This window comes from Marinobacter subterrani, assembly GCF_001045555.1.
Lineage (GTDB): Bacteria > Pseudomonadota > Gammaproteobacteria > Pseudomonadales > Oleiphilaceae > Marinobacter > Marinobacter subterrani.
Genome location: NZ_LFBU01000001.1, coordinates 3,339,226 through 3,361,923 on the forward strand (window position 1 = coordinate 3,339,226; position 22,698 = coordinate 3,361,923).

At 59.7% G+C, this 22,698-nt stretch carries 18 protein-coding genes; 4 read left to right on the forward strand and 14 right to left on the reverse strand.

Annotated elements, in window-relative coordinates; all coding sequences use genetic code 11:
- Positions 1 to 302 precede the first annotated feature (302 nt).
- The 5 genes from msub_RS15535 to msub_RS15555 form a co-directional block, all read right to left on the reverse strand.
- Entirely contained in the window at positions 303 to 1,178 is an 876-nt protein-coding gene (locus msub_RS15535; protein ID WP_048497155.1) for a ParB/RepB/Spo0J family partition protein, read from the reverse strand.
- Between the two features lie 60 nt (positions 1,179 to 1,238).
- Positions 1,239 to 2,033 carry a ParA family protein gene (locus tag msub_RS15540; RefSeq protein ID WP_048496853.1) on the reverse strand — a complete coding sequence of 265 codons (795 nt, stop codon included), beginning with the start codon at positions 2,031 to 2,033 and terminating at the stop codon, positions 1,239 to 1,241.
- 49 nt (positions 2,034 to 2,082) lie between these two features.
- Positions 2,083 to 2,727 (reverse strand): 16S rRNA (guanine(527)-N(7))-methyltransferase RsmG, encoded by a 645-nt coding sequence (gene rsmG / locus msub_RS15545; RefSeq protein WP_048497156.1) that lies wholly within the window; start codon positions 2,725 to 2,727, stop codon positions 2,083 to 2,085.
- A gap of 9 nt (positions 2,728 to 2,736) precedes the next feature.
- A complete protein-coding gene (gene mnmG / locus msub_RS15550) occupies positions 2,737 to 4,623 on the reverse strand; it encodes a tRNA uridine-5-carboxymethylaminomethyl(34) synthesis enzyme MnmG (protein WP_048496854.1) in 1,887 nt (628 codons plus the stop codon).
- A gap of 351 nt (positions 4,624 to 4,974) precedes the next feature.
- Positions 4,975 to 6,273 carry an MFS transporter gene (locus tag msub_RS15555; protein WP_048496855.1) on the reverse strand — a complete coding sequence of 433 codons (1,299 nt, stop codon included), beginning with the start codon at positions 6,271 to 6,273 and terminating at the stop codon, positions 4,975 to 4,977.
- 231 nt (positions 6,274 to 6,504) lie between these two features.
- Between msub_RS15555 and msub_RS15560 the strand changes: the two genes are divergently transcribed.
- A complete protein-coding gene (locus msub_RS15560; protein ID WP_048496856.1) occupies positions 6,505 to 7,770 on the forward strand; it encodes an EAL domain-containing protein in 1,266 nt (421 codons plus the stop codon).
- Between the two features lie 12 nt (positions 7,771 to 7,782).
- Here msub_RS15560 and msub_RS15565 read toward each other — a convergent pair whose 3' ends face one another.
- The 3 genes from msub_RS15565 to msub_RS15575 are packed head-to-tail and all read right to left on the reverse strand — an operon-like array spanning position 7,783 to position 12,642.
- Positions 7,783 to 10,929 (reverse strand): efflux RND transporter permease subunit, encoded by a 3,147-nt coding sequence (locus tag msub_RS15565; RefSeq protein ID WP_048496857.1) that lies wholly within the window; start codon positions 10,927 to 10,929, stop codon positions 7,783 to 7,785.
- 3 nt (positions 10,930 to 10,932) lie between these two features.
- Entirely contained in the window at positions 10,933 to 12,027 is a 1,095-nt protein-coding gene (locus msub_RS15570) for an efflux RND transporter periplasmic adaptor subunit (RefSeq protein ID WP_048496858.1), read from the reverse strand.
- A gap of 57 nt (positions 12,028 to 12,084) precedes the next feature.
- The gene (locus msub_RS15575) at positions 12,085 to 12,642 is read right to left on the reverse strand and encodes a DUF3833 domain-containing protein (RefSeq protein ID WP_048496859.1); all 558 of its coding nucleotides are present in this window, start codon (positions 12,640 to 12,642) and stop codon (positions 12,085 to 12,087) included.
- Between the two features lie 244 nt (positions 12,643 to 12,886).
- Here msub_RS15575 and msub_RS15580 point away from each other — a divergent pair, with 244 nt between their 5' ends.
- Complete coding sequence (locus tag msub_RS15580; RefSeq protein ID WP_048496860.1) at positions 12,887 to 14,707, forward strand: acyl-CoA dehydrogenase C-terminal domain-containing protein; 1,821 nt, start codon at positions 12,887 to 12,889, stop codon at positions 14,705 to 14,707.
- Between the two features lie 20 nt (positions 14,708 to 14,727).
- Here msub_RS15580 and msub_RS15585 read toward each other — a convergent pair whose 3' ends face one another.
- The 6 genes from msub_RS15585 to rpmH form a co-directional block, all read right to left on the reverse strand.
- Positions 14,728 to 15,387, reverse strand: coding sequence for a DUF2959 domain-containing protein (locus msub_RS15585; RefSeq protein ID WP_048496861.1), 660 nt, complete (start codon positions 15,385 to 15,387; stop codon positions 14,728 to 14,730).
- Between the two features lie 12 nt (positions 15,388 to 15,399).
- Positions 15,400 to 16,773 (reverse strand): tRNA uridine-5-carboxymethylaminomethyl(34) synthesis GTPase MnmE, encoded by a 1,374-nt coding sequence (mnmE, locus tag msub_RS15590; RefSeq protein ID WP_048496862.1) that lies wholly within the window; start codon positions 16,771 to 16,773, stop codon positions 15,400 to 15,402.
- A 75-nt stretch (positions 16,774 to 16,848) separates the two neighbouring features.
- Positions 16,849 to 18,573, reverse strand: coding sequence for a membrane protein insertase YidC (gene yidC, locus msub_RS15595; protein WP_048496863.1), 1,725 nt, complete (start codon positions 18,571 to 18,573; stop codon positions 16,849 to 16,851).
- 4 nt (positions 18,574 to 18,577) lie between these two features.
- Positions 18,578 to 18,871, reverse strand: coding sequence for a membrane protein insertion efficiency factor YidD (gene yidD, locus msub_RS15600; protein ID WP_048496864.1), 294 nt, complete (start codon positions 18,869 to 18,871; stop codon positions 18,578 to 18,580).
- Positions 18,871 to 19,278, reverse strand: coding sequence for a ribonuclease P protein component (gene rnpA, locus msub_RS21250; RefSeq protein WP_082146509.1), 408 nt, complete (start codon positions 19,276 to 19,278; stop codon positions 18,871 to 18,873). The genes yidD and rnpA overlap by 1 nt, the downstream gene beginning before the upstream one ends.
- Before the next feature lie 14 nt (positions 19,279 to 19,292).
- Positions 19,293 to 19,427, reverse strand: a complete 135-nt coding sequence (gene rpmH, locus msub_RS21255) for a 50S ribosomal protein L34 (protein WP_082146510.1) — start codon at positions 19,425 to 19,427, stop codon at positions 19,293 to 19,295.
- A 644-nt stretch (positions 19,428 to 20,071) separates the two neighbouring features.
- On the opposite strand from rpmH, the gene dnaA reads away from it, so the two are divergent.
- Complete coding sequence (dnaA, locus tag msub_RS15615) at positions 20,072 to 21,526, forward strand: chromosomal replication initiator protein DnaA (RefSeq protein WP_048497157.1); 1,455 nt, start codon at positions 20,072 to 20,074, stop codon at positions 21,524 to 21,526.
- Between the two features lie 56 nt (positions 21,527 to 21,582).
- On the forward strand, positions 21,583 to 22,686 hold the full coding sequence (dnaN, locus tag msub_RS15620) for a DNA polymerase III subunit beta (RefSeq protein WP_048496867.1): 1,104 nt from the start codon (positions 21,583 to 21,585) through the stop codon (positions 22,684 to 22,686).
- The last annotated feature ends 12 nt before the right edge of the window (positions 22,687 to 22,698 follow it).

The window sequence follows — 22,698 nt, forward strand, 5'->3', positions numbered from 1 at the left end:
GCTGTCTGTCACCTGTTGCGAGCGGGCGCTTTCTGAGACTCTAACCTCAAGGCACGGGGATTATAGGTGTTAATGTTTTGGGGTTCAATACAACCGGTAAGTTTATCTCGCTTCAAGATGCAATCCCTGAGCGGGCATGAAATTGACATAGATCAAGTCAGGTTTTTCAGAAACTGGCAGTGGTGCACCTGAAAGGCCCCTGACGCACCTGTATAGGGCACGCGTGCGCAGTGGTCATGAAAACCACTGCGGTACCAAAGGATGACACCGGTTCAGCGGTTTGCCGACCAAAGCAGTAAGGGTTATTTGATGTGGTTGAGGATGCCGTCCAGTTCATCGAGGCTGGTGTACTCGATCACCAGTTTGCCTTTACCCCGCTGACCGTGATCGATAGACACCCTGGCGCCCAGACGTTCGGCGAGATCGTCCTGCAAGGCACGAATGTTGGGGTCCACGGCTCCCTTATTCCGGGATTTGCTGTCCGGGGTTTCCTGCTGGACCCGGCGTACCAGGGCTTCGGTCTGGCGAACTGACAGGGACTTGGCCACCACCTGTCTGGCCACCTGCATCTGCAGTTCCGGCGCCAGGGTCAGCATCGCCCGGCCGTGGCCCATTTCCAGATCACCATGCTCGAGCATGATACGAACGTCTTCGGACAAACCGATCAGTCGCAACAGATTGGTGATGGTGGTGCGGGATTTGCCCACGGCTTCGGCCACCTGGGCCTGGGTCAGGCCGAATTCGTCCTGCAGGCGCTGGAGGGCAAAGGCTTCTTCAATGGGATTGAGGTTTTCCCGCTGGATGTTCTCGATCAGCGCCATGGCGATGGCGGCTTCGTCGGGAACATCCCGGATGATGGCGGGAATGCTGTCCAGGCCGGCCAGCTGGGTGGCGCGCCAGCGACGCTCACCGGCAATCAGTTCATACCGGCCTTCGGCGATGGGGCGGATAACCACCGGTTGCATCACCCCTTGCTGGCGAATGGAATCCGCCAGTTCCTGCAGGGCTGCAGGATCCATATCACGCCGGGGCTGAAACCGGCCGCGCTGGATCAGGTCGATGGGCACTTCGCGGAGTTCACCGTCGTGGTCTTTCAGCTCCTGGTCCAGGTTGACCCTGGAGCCCGCCAGCAGGGCGCCCAATCCGCGTTCACCCAATCCTCGTTTCTTCGCCGCCATGGTGTCAGTCATTCTTCCCGTTGAATATCGTTGTGCTTCAGTGAGTGACAGGGCGGTATGTTACACCGCAACCGGCGCGGATGTCTTTTTTGAACCGTGGCGACGAACCATCTCACCAGCCAGGGCCAGGTAAGCGATAGCACCCTTGGAGGCACGATCATACTTCAGCGCCGGCATGCCGTAACTTGGCGCCTCAGCCAGGCGAACATTGCGGGGAATCACCGCACGGTACACCTTGTCGCCGAAGTACTCACTCAGCTGACCGGAAACATCGAGAGTCAGGCTGTTTCTGGGGTCGTACATGGTGCGCAATATGCCCTCCACCTGAAGGTCCGGGTTCACCGTTTCCTGGATCTGCTCGACGGTGTTCATCAGAGCGGCAAGACCTTCAAGGGCATAATACTCGCACTGCATGGGAATCAGCACAGAGTCTGCCGCCGACAGGGCATTAACGGTCAGCAGGCTCAGGGACGGCGGGCAATCGATCAGGATGTAATCGTAGTTGTCACGAACGGTATTGAGGGCAAGACGCAGCCGGTGCTCACGGCCGATTTCGTTCATCAGTGCCACTTCCGCGGCGGTGAGATCGCCGTTGGCGGGCAGGATATCGAAGCCGGACGCCTCCGCCGGAATGATGACTTCCGCAGCGCTGGCCCGCTTGGTGAGCATGTCGTAGCCGGAAAGCTCCAGGGCATTTTTATCCACACCGCTACCCATGGTGGCATTGCCCTGGGGGTCCATATCGACCAGCAATACCCGGCGTTTGGTGGCAGCCAGGGACGCGGCAAGGTTGACGCAGGTGGTGGTTTTGCCCACACCGCCTTTCTGATTGGTCACTGCAATCACGCGCGCCATGTCCTGCCTCCTTGTTCGGAATTACCGGTTCTGAATATCAAATACAAAGCTACCCGGAATGCGCTGTCCGGGTGATGACCAGCAGATGGCGCTCGCCATCGGCACCGGGAACGTCCAGGGATTCGCTGGATTTTACCTGCCAGCCAGCCGGAAGGGCAGCCACTTCATCATCCGGAAACTGGCCTTTCATGGCAAGGAACTCGCCCTCATTTGCCAGCAAGCGGCCACACCAGTTCACCAGATTCGCCAGTGCGGTGAAGGCCCGGCTGCTGATCTGGGTAAAAGGCTCGGCCGGAGTGCAGGCTTCGGCCCGGCCGTGAATCACCTCGACGTTGCCCAGGCCCAGCTCCAGCACACACTGATTGAGAAACCGGGTTTTCTTGCCGTTGCTGTCGAGCAGGGTGAATTGCGTTTCCGGCAGTGCAATGGCCAGGGGAATGCCCGGAAGACCGCCACCGGCACCAACATCCAGCAGGTGATCGGTGGTGACCCGGGGCAGGATGCTGAGACTGTCCAGCAGCTGACGGGACACCATTTCCCGCTCATCACGAACCGCGGTGAGATTATAGGCCCGGTTCCATTTGTTGAGCAGGCCAAGAAAGGCCAGCAGCTGTTGCTGCTGGCCGTCGTTCAGGGCGATGTCCATCGCGGCCAGCCCGTCCCGGAGCTGGCTCTGCCAGAGCGCGTTGGTCATGGCAGCCAATCAGGCGGACTGTTTGCGCAGCATGTCGCGCTTTTTCAGATGCACCAGGATCTGGCTCACCGCCGCCGGGGTCACGCCCTGAATGCGGGAGGCCTGGGCCACGGTCTCCGGGCGAACAGTCTGAAGCTTCTGTTTGATCTCGTTGGACAAACCGCCTATCACCCCGTAATCCAGATCAACCGGCAGGGCGGTGTTCTCGTTCCTGCGCAAGCGCTCTATTTCGTCGGTCTGGCGGGAAATATAGCCCTCGTACTTGATCTCGATTTCCACCTGATCGGCCACAACCGGGTCTTGCGCGTGCTCGGCGCCGATGTCGGCAATGTGTGTGTAGCCGATCTCCGGGCGCCGCAGCAGTTCCGCCAGGGATTGATCCCGGGTCATCGGCTGCTTGAGGAACCCATTGGCCCGGTCACCGGCCTCGGTATTCGGGTGAATCCGGGTGGCTTCCAGGCGGCTGCGCTCGGCGGCGATCGCCTCCCGCTTGTCGTTGAACGTCTGCCAGCGCTCATCATTTACCAGGCCCAGTTTGCGACCGGTTTCGGTCAGGCGCAGGTCGGCGTTGTCCTCACGCAGGATCAGCCGGTACTCGGCACGGCTGGTGAACATGCGGTAGGGCTCTGAAGTGCCCATGGTGATCAGGTCATCCACCAGTACGCCCAGATAGGCCTCGTCCCGGCGCGGGTACCATTCGTCTTTGTCCTGGGATCGCAGCGCCGCGTTGATACCTGCCAGCAGGCCCTGGGCACCGGCTTCCTCATAGCCGGTAGTGCCGTTGATCTGGCCGGCAAAATACAGGCCCTGGATAAACTTGGTTTCCAGAGTGTGGCGCAGGTCCTGCGGGTTCAGGTAGTCGTATTCGATGGCATAACCCGGCCGGGTTATGTGGGCATTTTCGAACCCCGGAATGGAACGCACTGCCGCCAGCTGGATATCAAAAGGCAGGCTGGTGGAAATACCGTTCGGGTAAAGCTCGTTGGTGGTCAGGCCTTCGGGCTCCACGAAAATCTGGTGCGAGTCCTTGTCGGCAAAGCGGTTGACCTTGTCCTCGATGGACGGGCAGTAACGCGGGCCCACCCCTTCGATGTTGCCGGCAAACATCGGCGAACGGTCAAAACCGCTGCGAATGATGTCGTGGGTCTGTGCAGTGGTCCGGGTCACGTAGCAGCAAACCTGCTCCGGGTGCTGGCTGCGGCTGCCGATAAAGGACATCACCGGTGTGGGGTCATCGCCCCACTGCTCCTGCATCACAGAGAAATCCACAGACCGGGCATCAATCCGCGGCGGCGTGCCGGTTTTCAGGCGCCCGACATTGAACGGCAGCTCGCGCAGGCGCTGGGCCAGGGAGTTAGCCGGAGCGTCACCGGCACGGCCACCGGCATGGTGCTGCATACCAATGTGGATAACGCCGCCGAGGAAGGTACCGGTGGTGAGAACAACGGTCTTCGCGTTGAAGCGGATTCCGGTCTGGGTGATGACACCGGTCACCTGGTCGTTTTCCACAATCAGATCGTCCGCCGCCTGCTGGAACAGGGTCAGGTTCGGCTGGCTCTCCAGGGTGTGGCGGATGGCCGCCTTGTACAGCACCCGGTCGGCCTGGGCACGGGTAGCCCGCACCGCCGGCCCCTTGCGGCTGTTCAGCACCCGGAACTGGATACCGGCCTTATCGGTGGCCTCGGCCATGGCGCCGCCCAGGGCATCGATTTCCTTCACCAGATGGCTCTTGCCAATACCGCCAATGGCCGGGTTGCAGGACATCTGGCCCAGGGTTTCAATGTTGTGGGTCAGCAGCAGGGTTTGGGAACCCATGCGCGCAGCCGCCAGCGCGGCCTCGGTACCGGCATGGCCACCACCAATGACAATGACATCGAAACGGGTCGGAAAATCCACAGCTCACCTCGGAAATCGGGCTAGAAAATAGGTATAAAAACAGGGCGGCGAGTATAACGCCTCACCCGGGAAATTGCAGTCGGAATGTGCAAATTTTAACCAGATGGAACGGCCGTTGAAAGCCAACCGCGAACCAAAGCAGGCAATCGGACGTTTTTTCAGCCATTCACAGGATAGTGGAAAACCGAAATTTATGCCTTTTCATGGGCTTGGATCACTCTTCTCAGAAAAGTTTTCAAGAAAGTTATCCACATGCAAGACGACCGATTAACCACCCTAAAAATTACATTAACTTTTTGTTTTTATTACTTAAATTATAAGTAATCCAATATCTGTCCGCCGGTTGTCCCACTAATTATCCACAGAATTCGCTGCCGTTTTCCGCCGCAAGTGCCAGACCACCACCAGCACCACCCCGTTGAGCAATGACAGCAACAGGAAAAAGCCCGGAATGCTCACCTCAAACAGGCCCAGAACCACAATGCCGGCCAGGGCACTCGCCACCATGAACAGGGCATTGATCACGTTCAGCGCAGCAATGATCCGGGCCCGCTTGGTTCGTGGGGTTTCGTGCTGGATAAAGGCATACAGGGGCACGATGAACAACCCGCCGCATATGCCGATGCCCACCAGATCCGCCAGCACCCTCAGATAGACGGGGTCGGTCAGCAGGGTCAGCCAGGTGGAGGCGACCGGTTCAACCGGTACCGCAAAGAACAGATCGATTCCCAGCAGGCTCAGGCCAAGGGCGCCCCAGGGCACGGGCGCCAGGGTAATACGGTGTTTGGTGAGCCGCTCACACATCATCGATCCGATGGAAATGCCGATAGTGAACATGGCCAGTAACAGGGTCACCACGGTTTCGTCACCGAGCAGACTGGTACGGGCAAAATTGGGAAACTGGGTCAGGTAGGCGGCACCGAGAAACCAGAACCAGGAAATCGCCAGAACCGCCAGCAGAACCGGGCGCCGCTCGGCGGCCACCGTCATCAGGTGCCAGGTTTCCAGAACCGGCCGGAAGCGCACGGTTTCACCGGAGCCGTCGGGCGTGGTTGCCGGCACCTGGCAGGCCGCCAGATAGCCCAGTACTGCCATCACCACCACGGCAACCGCCGTCAACCGGGCGGCCGTCTCAAACCCCATCAGCAGACCCGCTGCGATTGTACCCAGAAGTATGGCGACAAAGGTCCCCATGCCCACCAGGCCATTGCCACCGACCAGTTCATCGTCCGCCAGTACCTGGGGCAGGATGGCGTATTTCACCGGGCCAAAGAAAGTGGACTGGGCGCCCATCAGGAACAGCAGCACCAGTAACAGCTCGTACCAGCCAAACCAGAGCCCCAGGGCCGCGGCCGACATGATCACGATTTCCGCCAGTTTGACGTTCCGGATAATCCGGGCTTTTTCATAGCGGTCCGCCATCTGCCCGGCGATGCCGGAGAGCAGGAAGAAGGGCAGGATGAACAGGAAGGCGGCCAGATTGACCACGACATCGACCGACAGACCCATCAAACCGCCGGCGCTGTAGGTAATCAGCAGCAAAAGGGCGTTCTTGAACAGGTTGTCGTTGAAGGCACCGGAAAACTGGGTCAGGTAGAACGGCAGAAACCGGCGCTGGCCCAGCAAACGGAACTGACTGTGTGTTGCCATGAAGAATCCTGTTTTAGTGCGGCCTGCAGTATACGGGCTCTCATCCGCCCCGCTCTGGTGCGCAGAAACCCCGGCTGGCCCGGGGAGGGATTAATCTGGCGCCGTTGAGCCGGGCTGAGCGCGTAATTTTTGACAATCTGGTACGAAATTCGCTTCGGTCTCCCATCCAGACATTATTTACCCATGGCCAGGATGGCTCGAACAGAATCAGCAGTATAAAGGTTCCTGACCATGAGCAGCGTAGTCCGACTTCCCCGCCGGGGCCATCGCCCGGCTGACACCCCGGCAATCCCCGACATTATCGCCCGTTATGATTTCAGATCAGTGTACCAGCCGATTCTGAGTCCCACCCATCAGAAACTGGTGGGTTACGAGGCGCTGGTTCGGGTCAGCCGGGACAACCAGCCGGTGTCCCCGGTCGAATTGTTTGAACAGGCAGACCGACACGACCAGACCCCCGGGCTCGACCGACACTTGCTGCAGCTCCATCTCGACAATTTCGCGGCAGGCTCCCAGCCGGTGTGGCTGTTCCTGAATATCAGTCCGGCCACCTGCATTCATCCGGAAGCCTCGCTGGAGCGCCTGGCCAGCCAGTGCCAGCAAAGTGGCATTCATCCGGAGAAAGTCGTGCTGGAACTGGTGGAGACGGCCTCCGACAATCCAGCCGCCCTGCTGGACTTTATCCACAACGCCAAGGCCCGCGGATTCCAGATTGCCATTGATGACTTCGGCATGGGCGACTCCAACTTCGAGCGGCTGTGGCGCATCAACCCGCTGATTGTGAAGCTAGACCGCAGCCTGCTGATGAACGCCGAAACCAACAGCCGGGCCCGGATGCTGCTCGAGAGCCTGGTAAAAATGATCCGGGAGAGTGGCAGCCTGGTACTGCTGGAAGGCATCGAAAACCACGCCCAGGCCCGCATCGCTCTGGATACCGAGGCCGATCTGTTGCAGGGCTTTCTGTTTGCCCGGCCCAGCGGGCTCGGTGACCATCAGGCGGAATTGGCCGAACAGAGCCTGAGAGCCGTGATTGCCGATTCCAGTGAATCGTCACTGCAGGATATCCGCGACCAGGAAGGTTACCTGCGCTTGCTGCGTTTCGAGATTCTCGAAGCCTGCCATTCCCTGATCCGGGAACTGCCGTTCAATACCGCCTGCGGCCGGCTTCTGGAGGTGGACGGGGTGAAACGCTGTTTCCTGCTCAATTCCCAGGGCATCCAGCAGGGTAACCTGGCCCGGGCCAACCCGGATATTCACCGGGGCAAGTTCAACCCGCTGTACCACTCTGCCGGTGCCCGCTGGGCGCACCGGGAGTATTTCCGCAACGCCCTGGAACGGCCCCAGCAGATCAGCAGCTGCCGGCCCTACGTTGGCCTGCCGGATGCCAAACGCACCGTCACGCTGTCGACCATGCTGCCGGGGCAACGGGTGTTGTGCGTGGATATCCATCCGGACGAGGTATTTGGCGGCCAGCTTGGCTTCCCTGCCACTCTGTAATCCGGTAAGAAATCAGAAATCGTCTGCCCGGTTCTGGGGGGCCGCCGCCAGGCTCGAGCCCCCGGCGGTGCCGGACGCCTGCCGCTCGAGTTCCTTTTCCACGGCATTGGCAGATTTCGCAAACCGTGCCAGCAGGTTGTAGAGCACCGGGATGATGAACAGCGTCAGGGTGGTGGCGAAAATCAGCCCGCCCAGAATCACCATGCCGATGGCCGCCCGGCTCTCGGCGCCGGCTCCGGTGGCAATCACCAGGGGAACGGCACCGAACACGGTGGAAATGGTGGTCATCAGTACCGGGCGGAACCTCAGGCAGGCGCCTTCCAGAATCGCTTCCTTCACCTCATAGCCTTTTTCCCGGAGCTGGTTGGCAAACTCGACGATCAATATGCCGTTCTTGGCCATCAGCCCCAGTAACATGATGATACCGATCTGGCTGTAGATGTTGAGGCTGATACCAGACCACCAGAGCGCCAGCAGGGCGCCGGTGACCGCCAGCGGCACCGACAGCATGATGATCAGCGGGTGAATCCAGCTCTCGAACTGGGCCGCCAGCACCAGGAACACAATCACGAAGGCCAGGCCAAAGGTGACATAGATCGCCGACGACGATTCCTGGAATTCCCGCGACAGACCCTTGTAGCTGAGCCGCGCCTCCGGCGGCAGATTGTCCAACGCCAGGTTGTTCAGGTATGTCAGGGCCGAGCCCAGATCGTAGCCCTCTGCGAGAGAGGCGCTGATCACCACCGCCGGCAGCCGGTCGATGCGGCGAAGATCCGGGTTGGCGCCGATTTCTTCCACCGAGACCAGCGACTGCAGGGGAATCAGGGTGCCGCCCTCCCGCGGACGCAGGAAAATCTGGCCCAGATCGGCGGGCGTTGCCCGATCGGCGTCCGCCGCCTGGACGATGACGTCGTATTCCCGGCCACGGTCCAGATAGGTGGTGACCTGGCGGGACGCAAGCATGGTCTGCAGGGTCAGCCCGACATCTTCAATGGTGATGTCCAGGTCGGCCGCCCGTTCCCGGTCGATCGACACCCGCAACTCCGGCCGGGTCAGCTCGAAATCGGTCTCCAGGTTGAGCAGCCTGGGGTTCTGTTTGGCCAGCTCGACAATTTCCTGGCTCCAGGTCTGGACCGATTCATAGTCCGGGCCCGCCACCACAAACTCCACCGGCTGGTTGAAGCCGCGCTGGCCCAGGCCCGGCGGGTTGACAGCCACGGTACGGATGCCGGATATCTGGCTCAGTTTGCCGCGCAGTTCACTGGTAATCGCCTGCTGCTTCACCGCTCGTTCTTCCCAGGGCACCAGCCCCATGATCATGAAAGCGTTGTCTTCTTCACCCCGGAACCCGACGATGGACAGCAACCGGTTCGCTGAGCCGTCTTCCAGGTAAGGCAACAGAACCTGCTCGGCCTTGCGCACGTAGTGGTCGGTGTATTCCACGGTGGAGCCCCGGGGCGCGCTGGTGGGCATGATGATCACCCCCCGGTCTTCGGTCGGCGCCAGTTCCTGGGGCAGGCGCGGAAATATCACCACGGCAACGATCAGCCCCACGACGCCGAGGCCCAGCAGCAGCCCGGGCTGGTTGAGGGAGAAGCGCAACAGGCGCTCGTAGCCGTTGGTCAGGCCATTGAGGACTTTCTCGCTGGCGGCCCACAAGCGATGACCCTCGGCGGATTCCGGGCTGTGCTTGAGCCATTTGGAACACAGCATCGGGGTCAGGGTGAGGGCCACCAGGCTGGACACCATCACCGCCGCGGCCAGGGTAAAGCCGAACTCGGCAAACAGCCGGCCGATATTGCCGCCCATAAAGGAGATGGGCACAAACACCGCGACCAGGGTCAGGGTGGTGGCGATGACCGCAAAGGCCACCTGCTTGGCACCCCGGTAGGACGCCAGCAGGGGCGGCTCGCCCTCATCGATCCGGCGCTGGATGTTCTCCAGCATGACAATGGCATCGTCCACCACCAGGCCGATGGCCAGAATCACCGCCAGCAGGGTCAGCACGTTGATGGAGAAACCCAGGAAACCCAGGCCGATAAAGGCGCCGATGACCGACACCGGAATGGTCACCGCGGGTATCAGCGTGGCCCGCCAGGAACGCAGGAACAGGAAGATCACCAGAATCACCAGGGCGACGGCAATGGCCAGGGTGATCACAACCTCCTTGATGGAGGCGCGGATGAAGATGGATTCGTCGTAGCTTTCGGCAATGGTGACTTCCGGCGGCAGGGTTTTCCGGATTTCCACCAGTTCGGCCCGGACCGCGTCGGAGACCGCTACCGTGTTGGCCTTGGACTGACGAATCACGCCCATGCCAATGGCGGTCTGGCCGTTGGCCCGTAACCGGCTGATGTCCGACTCCACGCCCATCTGGACATTGGCCACTTCCCCCAGGCGCAGAAGATCGTTGCCGTCGCGGCGGATCACCAGCTCGCGGAACTGCTCGACATCGGTCAGCCGGCCTTCGGCCCGGACGGTGAAATTGCGGGTGGACGAATCCACCGACCCGGCCGGCAGTTCCACGTTGTTGGCCCGCAGCGCCCGTTCAACCTCGGCTACGGTGATATCCCGGGCCGCCAGACGCTCCTGGTCGAGCCAGACCCGGATGGCATAGCGGCGCTCGCCCCCGATGCGGACATCGGCCACGCCATCGAGCACCGACAACCGGTCGGCCAGCACCCGTTCCGCGAAGTCACTCAGTTCGGCACTGTCCCAGACATCGCTGCGCAGGGTTATCCACATCATGGGGCGGGCATCGGAATCCGCCTTCTGAACTACCGGGGCCCCGGCTTCTTCCGGTAACTCATCGGCAATTCGCGATACCGCATCGCGGACATCGTTGGCGGCAACGTCAACATCCCGGGAGATGGAAAATTCGATACTGGTTCGGGATTCACCCTGCTCGGTGGATGATTCGATGGAGCGGATGCCCTCGATGCCGCTGATTGCGCCCTCAACCACCTGGGTGATCTGGGTATCCACCACCTCGGCTGCGGCCCCGGTATAGTCGGTGGAAATGGACACTACAGGTGGATCAATATCCGGGTATTCCCGCACCGGGAGGCCCAGCAAAGCCGCCAGACCGAACACCACAATCAGCAGACTGAGCACCGTGGCAAAAACCGGGCGCTTGATGGAAACATCGGAGAGGATCACGGATCAGGACTCCATGGACTTGGCGAAGCGATTGTCCGGAATCACGTTTTCCCCTTCTTTCACCTCAATCCGGTCACCACTGCTGAGCCGGTCCTGACCGGTGACAATGATCCGGTCATCCATTGCCAGGCCCTCCACCACCTCGACCCGGCCCGGCATCCGTGAGCCCAGGACCACGGATACCCGGCGGGCAATGCCGTCCTCCGCCACGAACACATACTTTTCGTCGCCCCGGATCATCACCGCCTGTTCCGGAATCACCAGCGCCTCCCGCTGCCGCAGGGTCAGGGTGGCGGACATGAACTGGCCCGGCCGCAACCGGCCATCGGGGTTGTCGATCAGTGCGCGCACCGGCAGGGTACGGCTCAGCTCATTGATGCGGGTACCCAGCTGCGCCAGTTTGCCGCTGAAGGTCTGATCGGGGTAGGCGGGAGACTGGCCACTGACCGTCTGATCCAGGGCCACCTGCCCCAGAAAGCGCTCGGGAATGGCAAAGTTAAGTTCCATCTGATCGGTGCTGTCGAGGGTGGTGACACTGGTGCCGGAGGTCAGATAGGCACCGACGCTGATGTCACTCAGCCCCACCACGCCCGCGAAAGGCGCTTCAATCCGATGGTTTTCCAGTCGGACCCGCGCCGACTGGCGCTGGGCCTCGGCCACATCCACGGCCGTGCGCAGTTCATCCACCTGGGACTGGGAAACACTGTTGTTGGAGCGCAACTGAAGCGCCCGATCGTATTGCCGGCGGGCATCCGCCAACTGGGCTTCGATGATTTTCAGGTCGGCCCGGGCCTGGCGGTCGTCCAGCCGCAGCAAGAGTTGGCCTTGCTCCACTCTCCGGCCGGTTTCAAGGTTGAGTTCGGTCACCCGGCCGCTCACCTCGGTGGTCAGCTCTACGGCATTGAGCGCCCGGAGGCTGCCCACCGCCTTCACCACGTCGCGAACGGTGTCGCGCTCGGGCACGAACGTGTTGACCACGCTGGCCGGCCGTTCGCCGCTTTCCGCCGCCGCTGTTCCGTTATCCATGTTCTGCAATACAACGGCGCCACCGACAGCCATGGCTACCAGCACCAGCGCAATCAACCACTGTTTCCACATAGGGTGTCCAGACTCATGTTCGTTTCGATTAAAGGGCTGTCTAAAGGGCAATCCGGTTCACTTTTTCTGGATAACCAGTACCACTTCGCCCACATCAACGCCCCATTTGCTCATAGTGGTCTCGTTGATCAGGGTGTCCGGAGTAATCAGGTACATCCAGTCATCCATCCGCACATCCAGGGTGCCATCGCCGTAGGGCACCCGGAGCAGGTAATTCATATGGATGGCATTGCCCTGCCAGCGCATGATTCCCGGCTCCACCACATCACCGGCCTCGGCCAGATAGCCCCCATCCGAGGGGGTCAGGGTCCAGACCCGGGTCTGGACCTCGCCGTCGTTGAACCGGAAGGTTTCGTCAAGGGTTCCGACACCCTTTTCCCAGGAGGCGGTAATGTCTGCATCAAAGGTACGAATAACTTCTCCGGAGAAGTTCTTGACCACGCCACGGGCCGAAAGTTCGCCGGTAAAGAACTGTTGCGGCACGAGTTTCGGCGACCGCTCCGCGTAATCGTCGAGTGACGGGCCGGCACAGCCACTGAGCAGCAGTACCGACGCTACCAGCCACAGTATAGGGGCCGGTATGCGTTTCGAAATCCCGGATAGCAGGCTTTGCATGACTTTTACACTCTTTCCGTGGGTTGGTGATCTGATATCAGCCTTCAAAATACGCCCAACGAGGCGTTTACGATCATTCGGTGGCACGCCAGTGCCGATTCCGTCATTTCAGCCAATTGTCCATTCTGACAGTCCCACCGGCGCTTTTCGTCAATGGCAGTGCGCCAGGAATGACGTACAACAGCAGGCAAGAGGGCCACGCTCGCCCTGACCCAATTCCGAGACAGACCCAGAGGATTCCTCCATGCCGGTTTACAAAGCGCCCCTGAGGGACATGAAATTCCTGCTCAACGACGTGTTCGATTACCCGGCGCACTACCAGAGGCTGGCCTCCGGTGAAAACGCGACGCCGGACATCGTGGATGCCATCCTGACCGAGTGCGGCCGCTTCTGCGAAGAGGTGTTGAGCCCGCTTTACCAGACCGGCGACGAGGAAGGTTGCACACTGGATAACGGCCAGGTCACCACACCCGGCGGTTACCGGGACGCCTATGAGCAATACGTCAGCGGCGGTTGGCAGGGCCTGTCGGCGCCCGAGGCCTTCGGTGGCCAGGGCCTGCCCGCCTCCATGGGCCTGCTGAAACAGGAGATGATGGGTACCGCCAACTGGTCGTTCTCCATGTACCCGGGGCTGTCGCTCGGTGCCATGAACACGATTTTCCTGCACGGGGATGAGCAACAGAAACAGACGTTTCTGATTCCTCTGACCGAGGGCCGCTGGGCCGGCACCATGTGCCTGACAGAACCCCAGTGCGGTACCGATCTGGGCCAGGTGAAAACCCGGGCCGAACCCCAGTCCGACGGCAGTTACCGGCTCACCGGTACCAAGATCTTCATTTCTTCCGGCGAGCATGACCTGACCGAAAACATTGTCCACATCGTGCTGGCGCGCCTGCCGGAGGCCCCGAAAGGCACCCGGGGTATCAGTCTGTTTATCGTGCCCAAGTTTCTGCCGGATGCCGAAGGCGGCGTGGGTGAACGCAACGCGGTGAGCTGCGGTGCCCTGGAAAAGAAGATGGGCATCAAGGCCTCGGCCACTTGCGTGATGAATTTCGACGGCGCCACCGGCTTTCTGATCGGCCCTGAAAACGAAGGTCTTGACTGCATGTTCACCTTCATGAATACCGCCCGCATCGGCACCGCCATTCAGGGTGTGGGGCCGGCCGAGCTGTCGTATCAGTGGGCCCTGGCCTACGCCAGAGAGCGCCGCTCCATGCGGGCACTGTCAGGCAAGAAGGATCCGGAAGAGGTGGCAGACACCATCATCCACCACGCCGATGTCCGGCGCATGCTGCTGACCCAGAAGGCCATCGCCGAGGGTGGCCGGGCCATGCTCTATTACGCCGCCCGGCTGGCCGATCATATGGTGGAGGGCCTGACCGAAGGGGATGACAGGAAGGCAGAGAAGTACGACGACAAGCTCGGGTTCCTCACCCCCATCCTCAAGGGCTTTCTGACCGAAATGGGATGCGAGGCCGCCAATCTCGGCGTGCAGGTGTTCGGTGGCCACGGCTACATCCGCGAGCATGGCATGGAGCAGATTGTCCGGGATACCCGCATTGCCACCCTGTACGAGGGCACCACCGGTATCCAGGCCCTCGACCTGCTGGGCCGGAAGGTGCTGCTGATGACCCGGGGCGGCGCGGTACGGGACTTCACCCTGAAGATTGCCAACTTCGCGCGCAAACAGCTGACAGACAAACGCCTGCGCCCCTATGCCCTCGAGCTGATCAAACTGACCGGCCAGTGGAATCTGCTGACCGTCCGGATCATGCTTGCCGCCCGCAAGGAGCGCGACCTGGTCAGTGCCGCCGCTAACGACTTCCTGATGTACAGCGGCTACGTCACCATGGCGTACATGTGGCTGCGCCAGGCCACCGCGGCGGTGGATAGACTGGACAACGGGGGCGAGGAATCGGAGGCGTTCTATCGAGCCAAACTGGCTACCACGGAATTCTATTTCGAGCGCCTGTTACCCCGGGCCCAATCCCACGCCACCAGCATGCTCAGCCCGACCCGGACTCTGATGCAGCTGGAGCCCGACCATATGGCCTTTACCGGTTGATCGCCGGGACGGGATCGCCTCTACTGCCGGAACCGGCGGATGAACGCCTCGGACTCGGCGATGGAGGCTTCCATATTGCGGATCAGGGTAGCTACATCGCTCCGGATGCTACCCAGTTCGCTTTCGAGGGCACCGATGGCCTGGGCATTGAGGTTGTGCTTGAGATACAGCACCTGGTCCTCGAACGCCTGCAAAACCGGGTTCATGCGGTCTTCCGCCTGATGCATGCGGGTGATCAGTTGCTGGTACTGACTCCGGGTTTCCCGAAGCTGTTGCTGGCTGCTGCGCCTGAGTGAGTCACTCTGGTAAAGCGCCAGCTCGTCCTCCCATTCGGCAAACAGTGCCTGGGAGACATCCTCGACGCCATCAATGCGATCCCGGACCTCGTCGGCCACCTCGACGCTGTCCTCGTAGGCGGCGAGAATCTCCTCATACTTTTCCTTCAGTTCGGTATCCGGGGTGGCTACCACGCTCTGGAACCGGGCCAGCGCGGAGCGAAAGGTTTCCTGCGCTTCGGTCTGGGCATCCCGGGCGTCCTCCACCCGGTCCACCAGGATTTCGCGCTTTTCGAAACCGAGTTTTTCCATGGTGTTGTAGTAAACCGTGCTGCAGCCGGACAGGGTTACAGCGGTTAGCAGGGCCAGGAGCCAGGGGGCACAACGAGTCAGGCGGTGGGGCATGGGGTGTCCTTGTTATTTTCCGATACAGAAGCTGCTGAAGATCTTGCCCAGAAGCTCATCCGGTGTCAGGTGGCCGGTGATTTCGCCAAGGGCCTCCTGGGCGGCGCGCAAATCCTCGGCCAGCAGTTCCCCGGCGCCAAAGCCCTCCAGCTGACCCTGGCCCTGCAACAGGGAAGCCCGGGCCCGTTCCAGGGCATCCAGGTGCCGGCGCCGCGCCAGGAAGCCACCCTCGGTGGTGCTGGCAAATCCCATGCACTGTTTGAGGTGATCGCGCAGGGTCTCCAGGCCGTCCGAGGATTTGGCGGCGAGCCGGATGACCGGGGCTGACGACTGACCGGGCTCGGCCGTTATCCCCGCTGATTCGCCCGACAGGTCCACCTTGTTGCGGACAACCGTTACCGGCGCATTGGCAGGCAAGCGGTCAATAAAATCCGGCCAGATTTCGTGCGGCTCGGTCCTGTCGGTGGTGGTGGCATCCACCATCAGCAGGATCCGGTCAGCCTGGCCGATCTCGTCCCAGGCCCGGGCGATGCCAATCTGTTCGACCTCGTCCGGACTGTCCCTCAGGCCGGCGGTATCGATGATGTGCAGCGGCATCCCGTCAATATGGATATGCTCCCGGAGCACATCCCGGGTGGTCCCTTCAATGGCGGTCACGATGGCCGCCTCCCGTCCCGCCAGAGCGTTGAGGAGACTGGATTTGCCGGCATTGGGCCGTCCGGCGATAACCACCTTCATACCGTCCCGGAGAATGGTGCCCTGTTGGGCCTCGGTCAGGATGATGTCCAGGCGGCTGATCAGGGCTTCCAGGTCACCGGCCACCTTGCCATCGGCGAGGAAATCAATTTCCTCTTCCGGAAAGTCGATGGCCGCCTCCACGTAGATCCTCAGATGGGTGACGGCATCCACCAGCTCATCAACCTGCCGGGAAAACACCCCCTGCATGGAGCGCACTGCACAGCGGGCGGCCTGCTCGGAACTGCTCTCGATCAGGTCGGCGATGGCCTCGGCCTGGGCCAGATCCAGCTTGTCATTCAGAAATGCCCGCTCAGAGAATTCGCCAGGCCGGGCCAGTCTCGCGCCCAGGCTACAGACCTCGCGAAGCAGGAGATCGAGGATCACCGTGCCGCCATGGCCCTGCAATTCGAAGACGTCCTCGCCGGTAAAGGAGTGGGGGTTGGGGAAAAACAGACCAATGCCTTCGTCAATCAGAGAGCCCTGGCGGTCGAGAAACGGGCCATAGTGGGCATAGCGCGGCCTGGGGCTGAAACCCAGCATCCGCCCGGCAATCTCCGAGGCTTTCGGGCCGGATACCCGGACGATGCCAACGCCGGCGCGGCCGGGTGCGGTGGCTATGGCAGCGATGGTGTCAGAACTCTGGCTCATGGTGGTGGGTCCTCGGGCCGAAACAACAGAGGCTCCGCGAAGGAGCCTCTGTATCGGTCAGGTCGATGGCACGGGTCAGTGCTTTTTGGCCGCCGTTTCTGCTTCAATCTTGCGGGTAATGTACCACTGCTGACTGATCGACAGAATGTTGTTGGTCAGCCAGTACAGGACCAGACCGGCCGGGAACCACAGGAAGAATACAGTAAACACCAGCGGCATCAGCTTCATGATCTTGGCCTGCATCGGATCCGGCGGTGTCGGGTTAAGGTGCATCTGCAGGAACATGCTGGCGCCCATCAGAATCGGCAGGATGAAGTACGGATCCATCTGGGACAGGTCATTTATCCACAGCACGAACGGGGCATGGCGAAGCTGAACGCTTTCGAACAGAACCCAGTAAAGCGAGATGAACACCGGCATCTGCACCAGGATGGGCAGGCAGCCACCCAGCGGGTTGATTTTCTCCCGCTTGTACAGCGCCATCATTTCCTGCGACATGCGCTGCCGGTCATCGCCATACAGTTCCTTGAGCCTGGTCAGTTGGGGCCCGGCGGCCCGCATTTTGGCCATTGAACGATAGCTGGTGGCGGACAGATGGAAGAATAGCGCCTTGACCAGAACTGTCAGCAGAATGATCGACACGCCCCAGTTGCCAACAAGGCTGTGGAACCACTGCAGGACGATGAACAGCGGCAGGGAAATAAAGAACAGCCAGCCGAAATCCACGGTGCGGTCGAGATTGGGCGCCATGCTTTCGAGACGATCAATCACCTTGGGTCCAACGTAGGCCCGGGCGCCGATTTCCGCGCTCTGGCCTGGCTCGATGGTGGTCGCCGGGTAGACAAAGCCCATCACATAATTGGGCCCGCGGCGGGTGGTCTGGAACTGGGCCGGGTGGCCACGCTCGGGAACCCACGCGGAAATGAAATAGTGCTGAAGGAAGGCCAGCCAGCCGTTGGTGATGGACCGGTTGATCTGGTTTTCCTGAAGGTCGCCAAATTCGTATTTCTGGTAGGGATCTTCCGGAGAGCTGATGACCAGGCCTAGGAAGGCCTTGATTCCCATACTCGCCTGGGATGTCGGGTCAGGAGACTGGTCACGCACAATCTTGCCGGTGAAGTTGGCCTGCCAGGTTTCACTGGAGCCGTTTTCAACCAGGTACTTCACACCAATTTCGTAGCTGTTGCGTTCAAACTGATAGCGTTTGATGATGCGCACGCCTTTGTCGGTCGTGAAGGTCAGATCAACGGTCAGCTGGTTTTCACCCTCGGCCAGTTGATAGTTCTGTGCCCGGGTCTGGTATACCGGAGCTGTGCCGTTCTTCAGGCTGTCAGGGCCGTCACGGCCGATCAGCCCGCTCTCAAGAACGTATAACTCGTTCTGCGTCTTATTGAGCAGGGTGAGGGGTTGTTTGCTGTTCAGTGACTTGTCGTAGTTCAGCAGCTGGGTACGTACAAGATTGCCACTGACCCGGTCGATCAGCAGCTCGTAAACATCGGTGCGGACCGTGACAAACTGGTTTTCCACGGTGGTTTCAATTTGGCCTGGATCGACAACAGCCTTTCCGGTCTCCGGCGTTGAGAATTCTTCTGTGCCGGGTTTGGGAACGTCCAGGCCGGTACTGTCTTCCGGCAGCACCATATCATCCGGATTACCTGTGGCCTCGTTGGTCTGGAGCTGGGCGGACTGAGATACCTGGGCGACCTCGGGCTGCTGGTGATAATCCTCATTCCAGGCAAGCACCATCAGATAACTGACAATAGCCAGGCCGGCAAATAATACAATACGTTGGATATCCATAGAGTTACTGTCTGGTCTGGGTTGTTGTATGGGAATGCTCAGCGTGTACGCAGGATAGTCCGTCTTGCAGGCACACGGAATTGGTCGTGCCCGGCACCGGATCATACCCGCCTTCCGCCCAGGGATGACACCTTAACAGACGCCGGATGGTAAGAAATAACCCTTTCAGGGCACCATGATGGCTGATGGCTTCAACGGCATAGTGTGAGCAGGTGGGGTAATGGCGGCAGTGGCTGGCCATCATGGGACTGATAGCGTACTGGTAGAAGCGAATGGGCAGGAGCAGAAGCTTGCGCATTAACCCGTTCCTCGACCGGCAGTCTCCGATGATGCTGCCCGCGATGGCTGAGATTGAGTGTATTTTTTCCTGAGTCGTCGCCAGAGGTCGTCCATGGATGCGCGAACGGTTGGGTTGTCGAGGGTAACAAGGCCCTGTCTTCCCAGTACCACAACGTCCAGCCCGGGGAGATCCGTCTGATGGCGGAAGCTTTCTCTGACCTGGCGCTTTATCCGGTTTCTCTGAACCGCGAGCTTCAGATTTTTCTTGGAAAAAATCAAACCAATCCTGGCGTGACCGAGGTTGTTCGGTGTCGCCAGGATCAGGAAATTCCGGTGCGGAACCTTCAGCTGCACGTCATCGAAGACTTTGCCGTAATCAGCAGGTCGGAGTAGACGATGTGATTTCGGGAAACTCAAAGCCTTCATGAGGCAATCAGAGCTTACGCGGACAGACGTACGCGGCCCTTGGCACGACGACGGGAAATAACCTTGCGGCCGTTGGCAGTTGCCATACGGGCACGGAAACCGTGAACGCGCTTACGCTTCAGGACGCTTGGTTGAAACGTTCTTTTCATGGTGATGATCTCACAATTCGTAAGTTGGAAATTCAGTGACTGGCTGGAAAATGATCAGCCGAAACAGGAGCGGCATTCTATGCAAATAGCGGGGGGAATTCAACGTTTATTCCTAGGGGGTTATGCCGACGGGGTAAAACTGGTGCGTGCTGTCTCGCTAATAAATTCAGTAAGTCTTTTTAGAATTCTCTTTAAGGATTAATTATTACTGTTATTAGGGATGGCAGTTTCTGTGGATAAGGGATAAAAGGTACGTAAAAACAAATTGTTGGTCGCATGATAAGGGTATTGACAAGGTGCCGTGAGCACTGTGGACAAGACCGGGTGGAAATGTGAATAACCTGGTTCGATCGGGTTTGCCTGAGTTATCCATGGTTGCGTCCCGGGGTTCCTAACAGGGTTAACCCAAGGCTGTACACACAGGGTTGTGGGTAACTTTCATGCAGTGAATTTTCTGTACACAAGCCTGTAGGTAAGTTTCTATATATTTGAAAAAAAAGAATATTAATTTCCACAGGCTGTTTATGGATGAAGCCTGGCCCTTTCACTGCCGGGCCCGGCGGGTTAGAATCCGGGGTCACCTCTCTGGACTGGATAAGGCAATCCGTTCAGCGACATTTCAGGGTTATCGGGAGCAGGCTGTCGTGCCAAACAGTATGTGGCATCAATGTCTTGAAGTACTCCGGGACGAGTTTCCCGCACAACAGTTCAATACCTGGCTCAGGCCCCTGCAATCCGATCACCGGGAGGGCCAGCTCATGCTGTTTGCGCCCAACCGGTTTGTCATGGACTGGGTCAATGAGAAGTACCTCCGTCGGATTGAGGAGGTTCTCAAGGATCTGAACGGGGGCCAGGCTCCCCGGGTGAACATGTCTGTCGGCTCGGCACCACGGGAAAGCGATCCGGTCAAGCGGTCTGAAGTGCCGGCCAGGGCGAATGGCCGGGTACACGAAGATGCCGGGAGCCGGGTGACGGAAGAGGAAAAAGGGGTTGCCGCGACGGTGCCCGGATCAACCTCGGTGCGGCCGAAGAGTTATAACGATCGGCGGCCGGTGCAGGTTGAAGGGGACATCAAACACCAGAGTTTCCTCAACGAGGGGTTTACCTTCGAGACTTTCGTGGAGGGCAAATCCAACCAGTTGGCCCGCGCGGCATCCATGCAGGTGGCTGAAAACCCCGGGGGGGCCTACAATCCGCTGTTCCTGTACGGCGGGGTTGGTCTGGGTAAAACCCACCTCATGCATGCCATCGGAAACGAGATTGTTGCCCGCAACCCCAAGGCCAAGGTTGCCTATCTGCGGTCAGAACGCTTCGTGGCCGATATGGTTAAGGCGTTGCAGCTCAATGCCATCAATGAATTCAAGCGTTACTACCGGTCGGTGGATGCCCTGCTGATCGATGATATCCAGTTCTTCGCGCGCAAGGAGCGTTCACAGGAAGAGTTTTTCCACACCTTTAATGCCTTGCTCGAAGGCGGTCAGCAGGTCATCGTGACCTGTGACCGGTTCCCGAAAGAAATCGTGGATATGGAAGAACGGCTGAAATCCCGTTTTGGCTGGGGGTTGACGGTGATGGTCGAGCCGCCGGAACTGGAAACCCGGGTAGCCATCCTGATGAAAAAGGCGGAGCAGGCCAACGTCAAGTTGAGCAGCGAAGCGGCTTTTTTTATTGCGCAGAAAATCCGTTCAAATGTGCGGGAACTTGAAGGTGCTTTGCGTCTGGTGATAGCGAATGCTCACTTCACTGGTTCGGAAATTACCCCTCCGTTCATCCGGGAGAGCCTTAAGGACCTTCTGGCACTGCATGAGAAACAGGTAAGCATCGACAATATTCAGCGGACGGTCGCGGAGTATTACAAGATCAAGGTGGCGGATCTGCTGTCCAAGCGGCGGACCCGCACCGTGACGCGACCAAGGCAGGTTGCGATGTCGCTGTCCAAGGAGCTGACCAACCACAGCCTTCCGGAAATTGGCGACGCCTTCGGCGGCCGGGATCACACTACCGTGCTGCATGCGTGCAAGAAAATCGTGGAGTTGCAGGAAACCGATCCGGGCATCCGCGAGGATTATCAGAATTTTATGCGATTGCTGACCACCTGATGCCGGTTGTTGGCGAATAAACATTCACCCTTCCAACATAAAGAAAGCTGAGTGCCATGAAACTGACGATCAGCCGTGAATCCCTGCTTACTCCGCTGCAGAGCATTGCCGGCGTAGTGGAAAAGAAACAGACCATGCCGGTCCTGTCCAACGTACTGCTAGTGGCAGAAGACAATACCCTGACCCTGACCGGAACCAACATGGAAGTGGAGCTGGTTGCCCGGGTTGCCCCGGTGCATGTCGATCAGCCGGGCCGGATTACCGTACCGGCACGGAAGCTGTCGGATATCAGCCGGGCCCTGGGCGATGAGGCACCGTTGGAACTGTCACTGGAAGGCGACCGCTTGCATCTGCGTTGCGGCGCCAGTCATTTCACCCTGTCCACTTTGCCGGCCGAGCACTTTCCCAATGTGGAAGACGAAGCCGAGAGCTTCCGTCTGGAACTGCCGCAGAAAGAGCTGAGCCGGATGCTGGATGCCACCGCCTTTGCCATGGCCCAGCAGGATGTTCGCTACTACCTGAACGGCCTGCTGCTGGAGGTGGACAAGGATCATGTGCGGACGGTGGCCACCGACGGCCACCGGCTGGCGATGGCCCATCTGGAGTTGCCGACCAACTGCCCGGAACTGCGCCAGGTGATTGTTCCCCGCAAGGGTGTGCTGGAACTGGCGCGCTTGCTTGAAGACGTGGAAACACCGGTCACCCTGGTGATTGGCGACAATCACCTGCGGGCCACGGTTGGCAGCTTTACCTTCACCTCGAAGCTGATTGAAGGCAAGTTCCCGGACTACAACCGGGTAATCCCCCGGGGCGGTGACAAAATCGTACTGGCGGATCGCACCACGCTCAAGAATACCCTGCAGCGGGCCGGGATTCTGTCGCACGAGAACATCCGGGGCGTACGATTGAACCTGGCGCCGAATGAACTCCAGGTCTTTGCCAATAACCCGGACCAGGAGCAGGCCGAAGACGCGTTGCCTGTGGATTACCAGGGCGAATCCCTGCAGATCGGTTTTAATGTAGGCTACCTGGTGGATGTGATGAATGCGTTGGATGAGGATCAGGTGAAGATGACGCTGTCCAACCCGAACAGCAGTGCGCTGATCGAGGCGCAGAATGACAGTCGTTGCCTGTATGTGGTTATGCCCATGAGGCTGTAGGAGGATGAGATT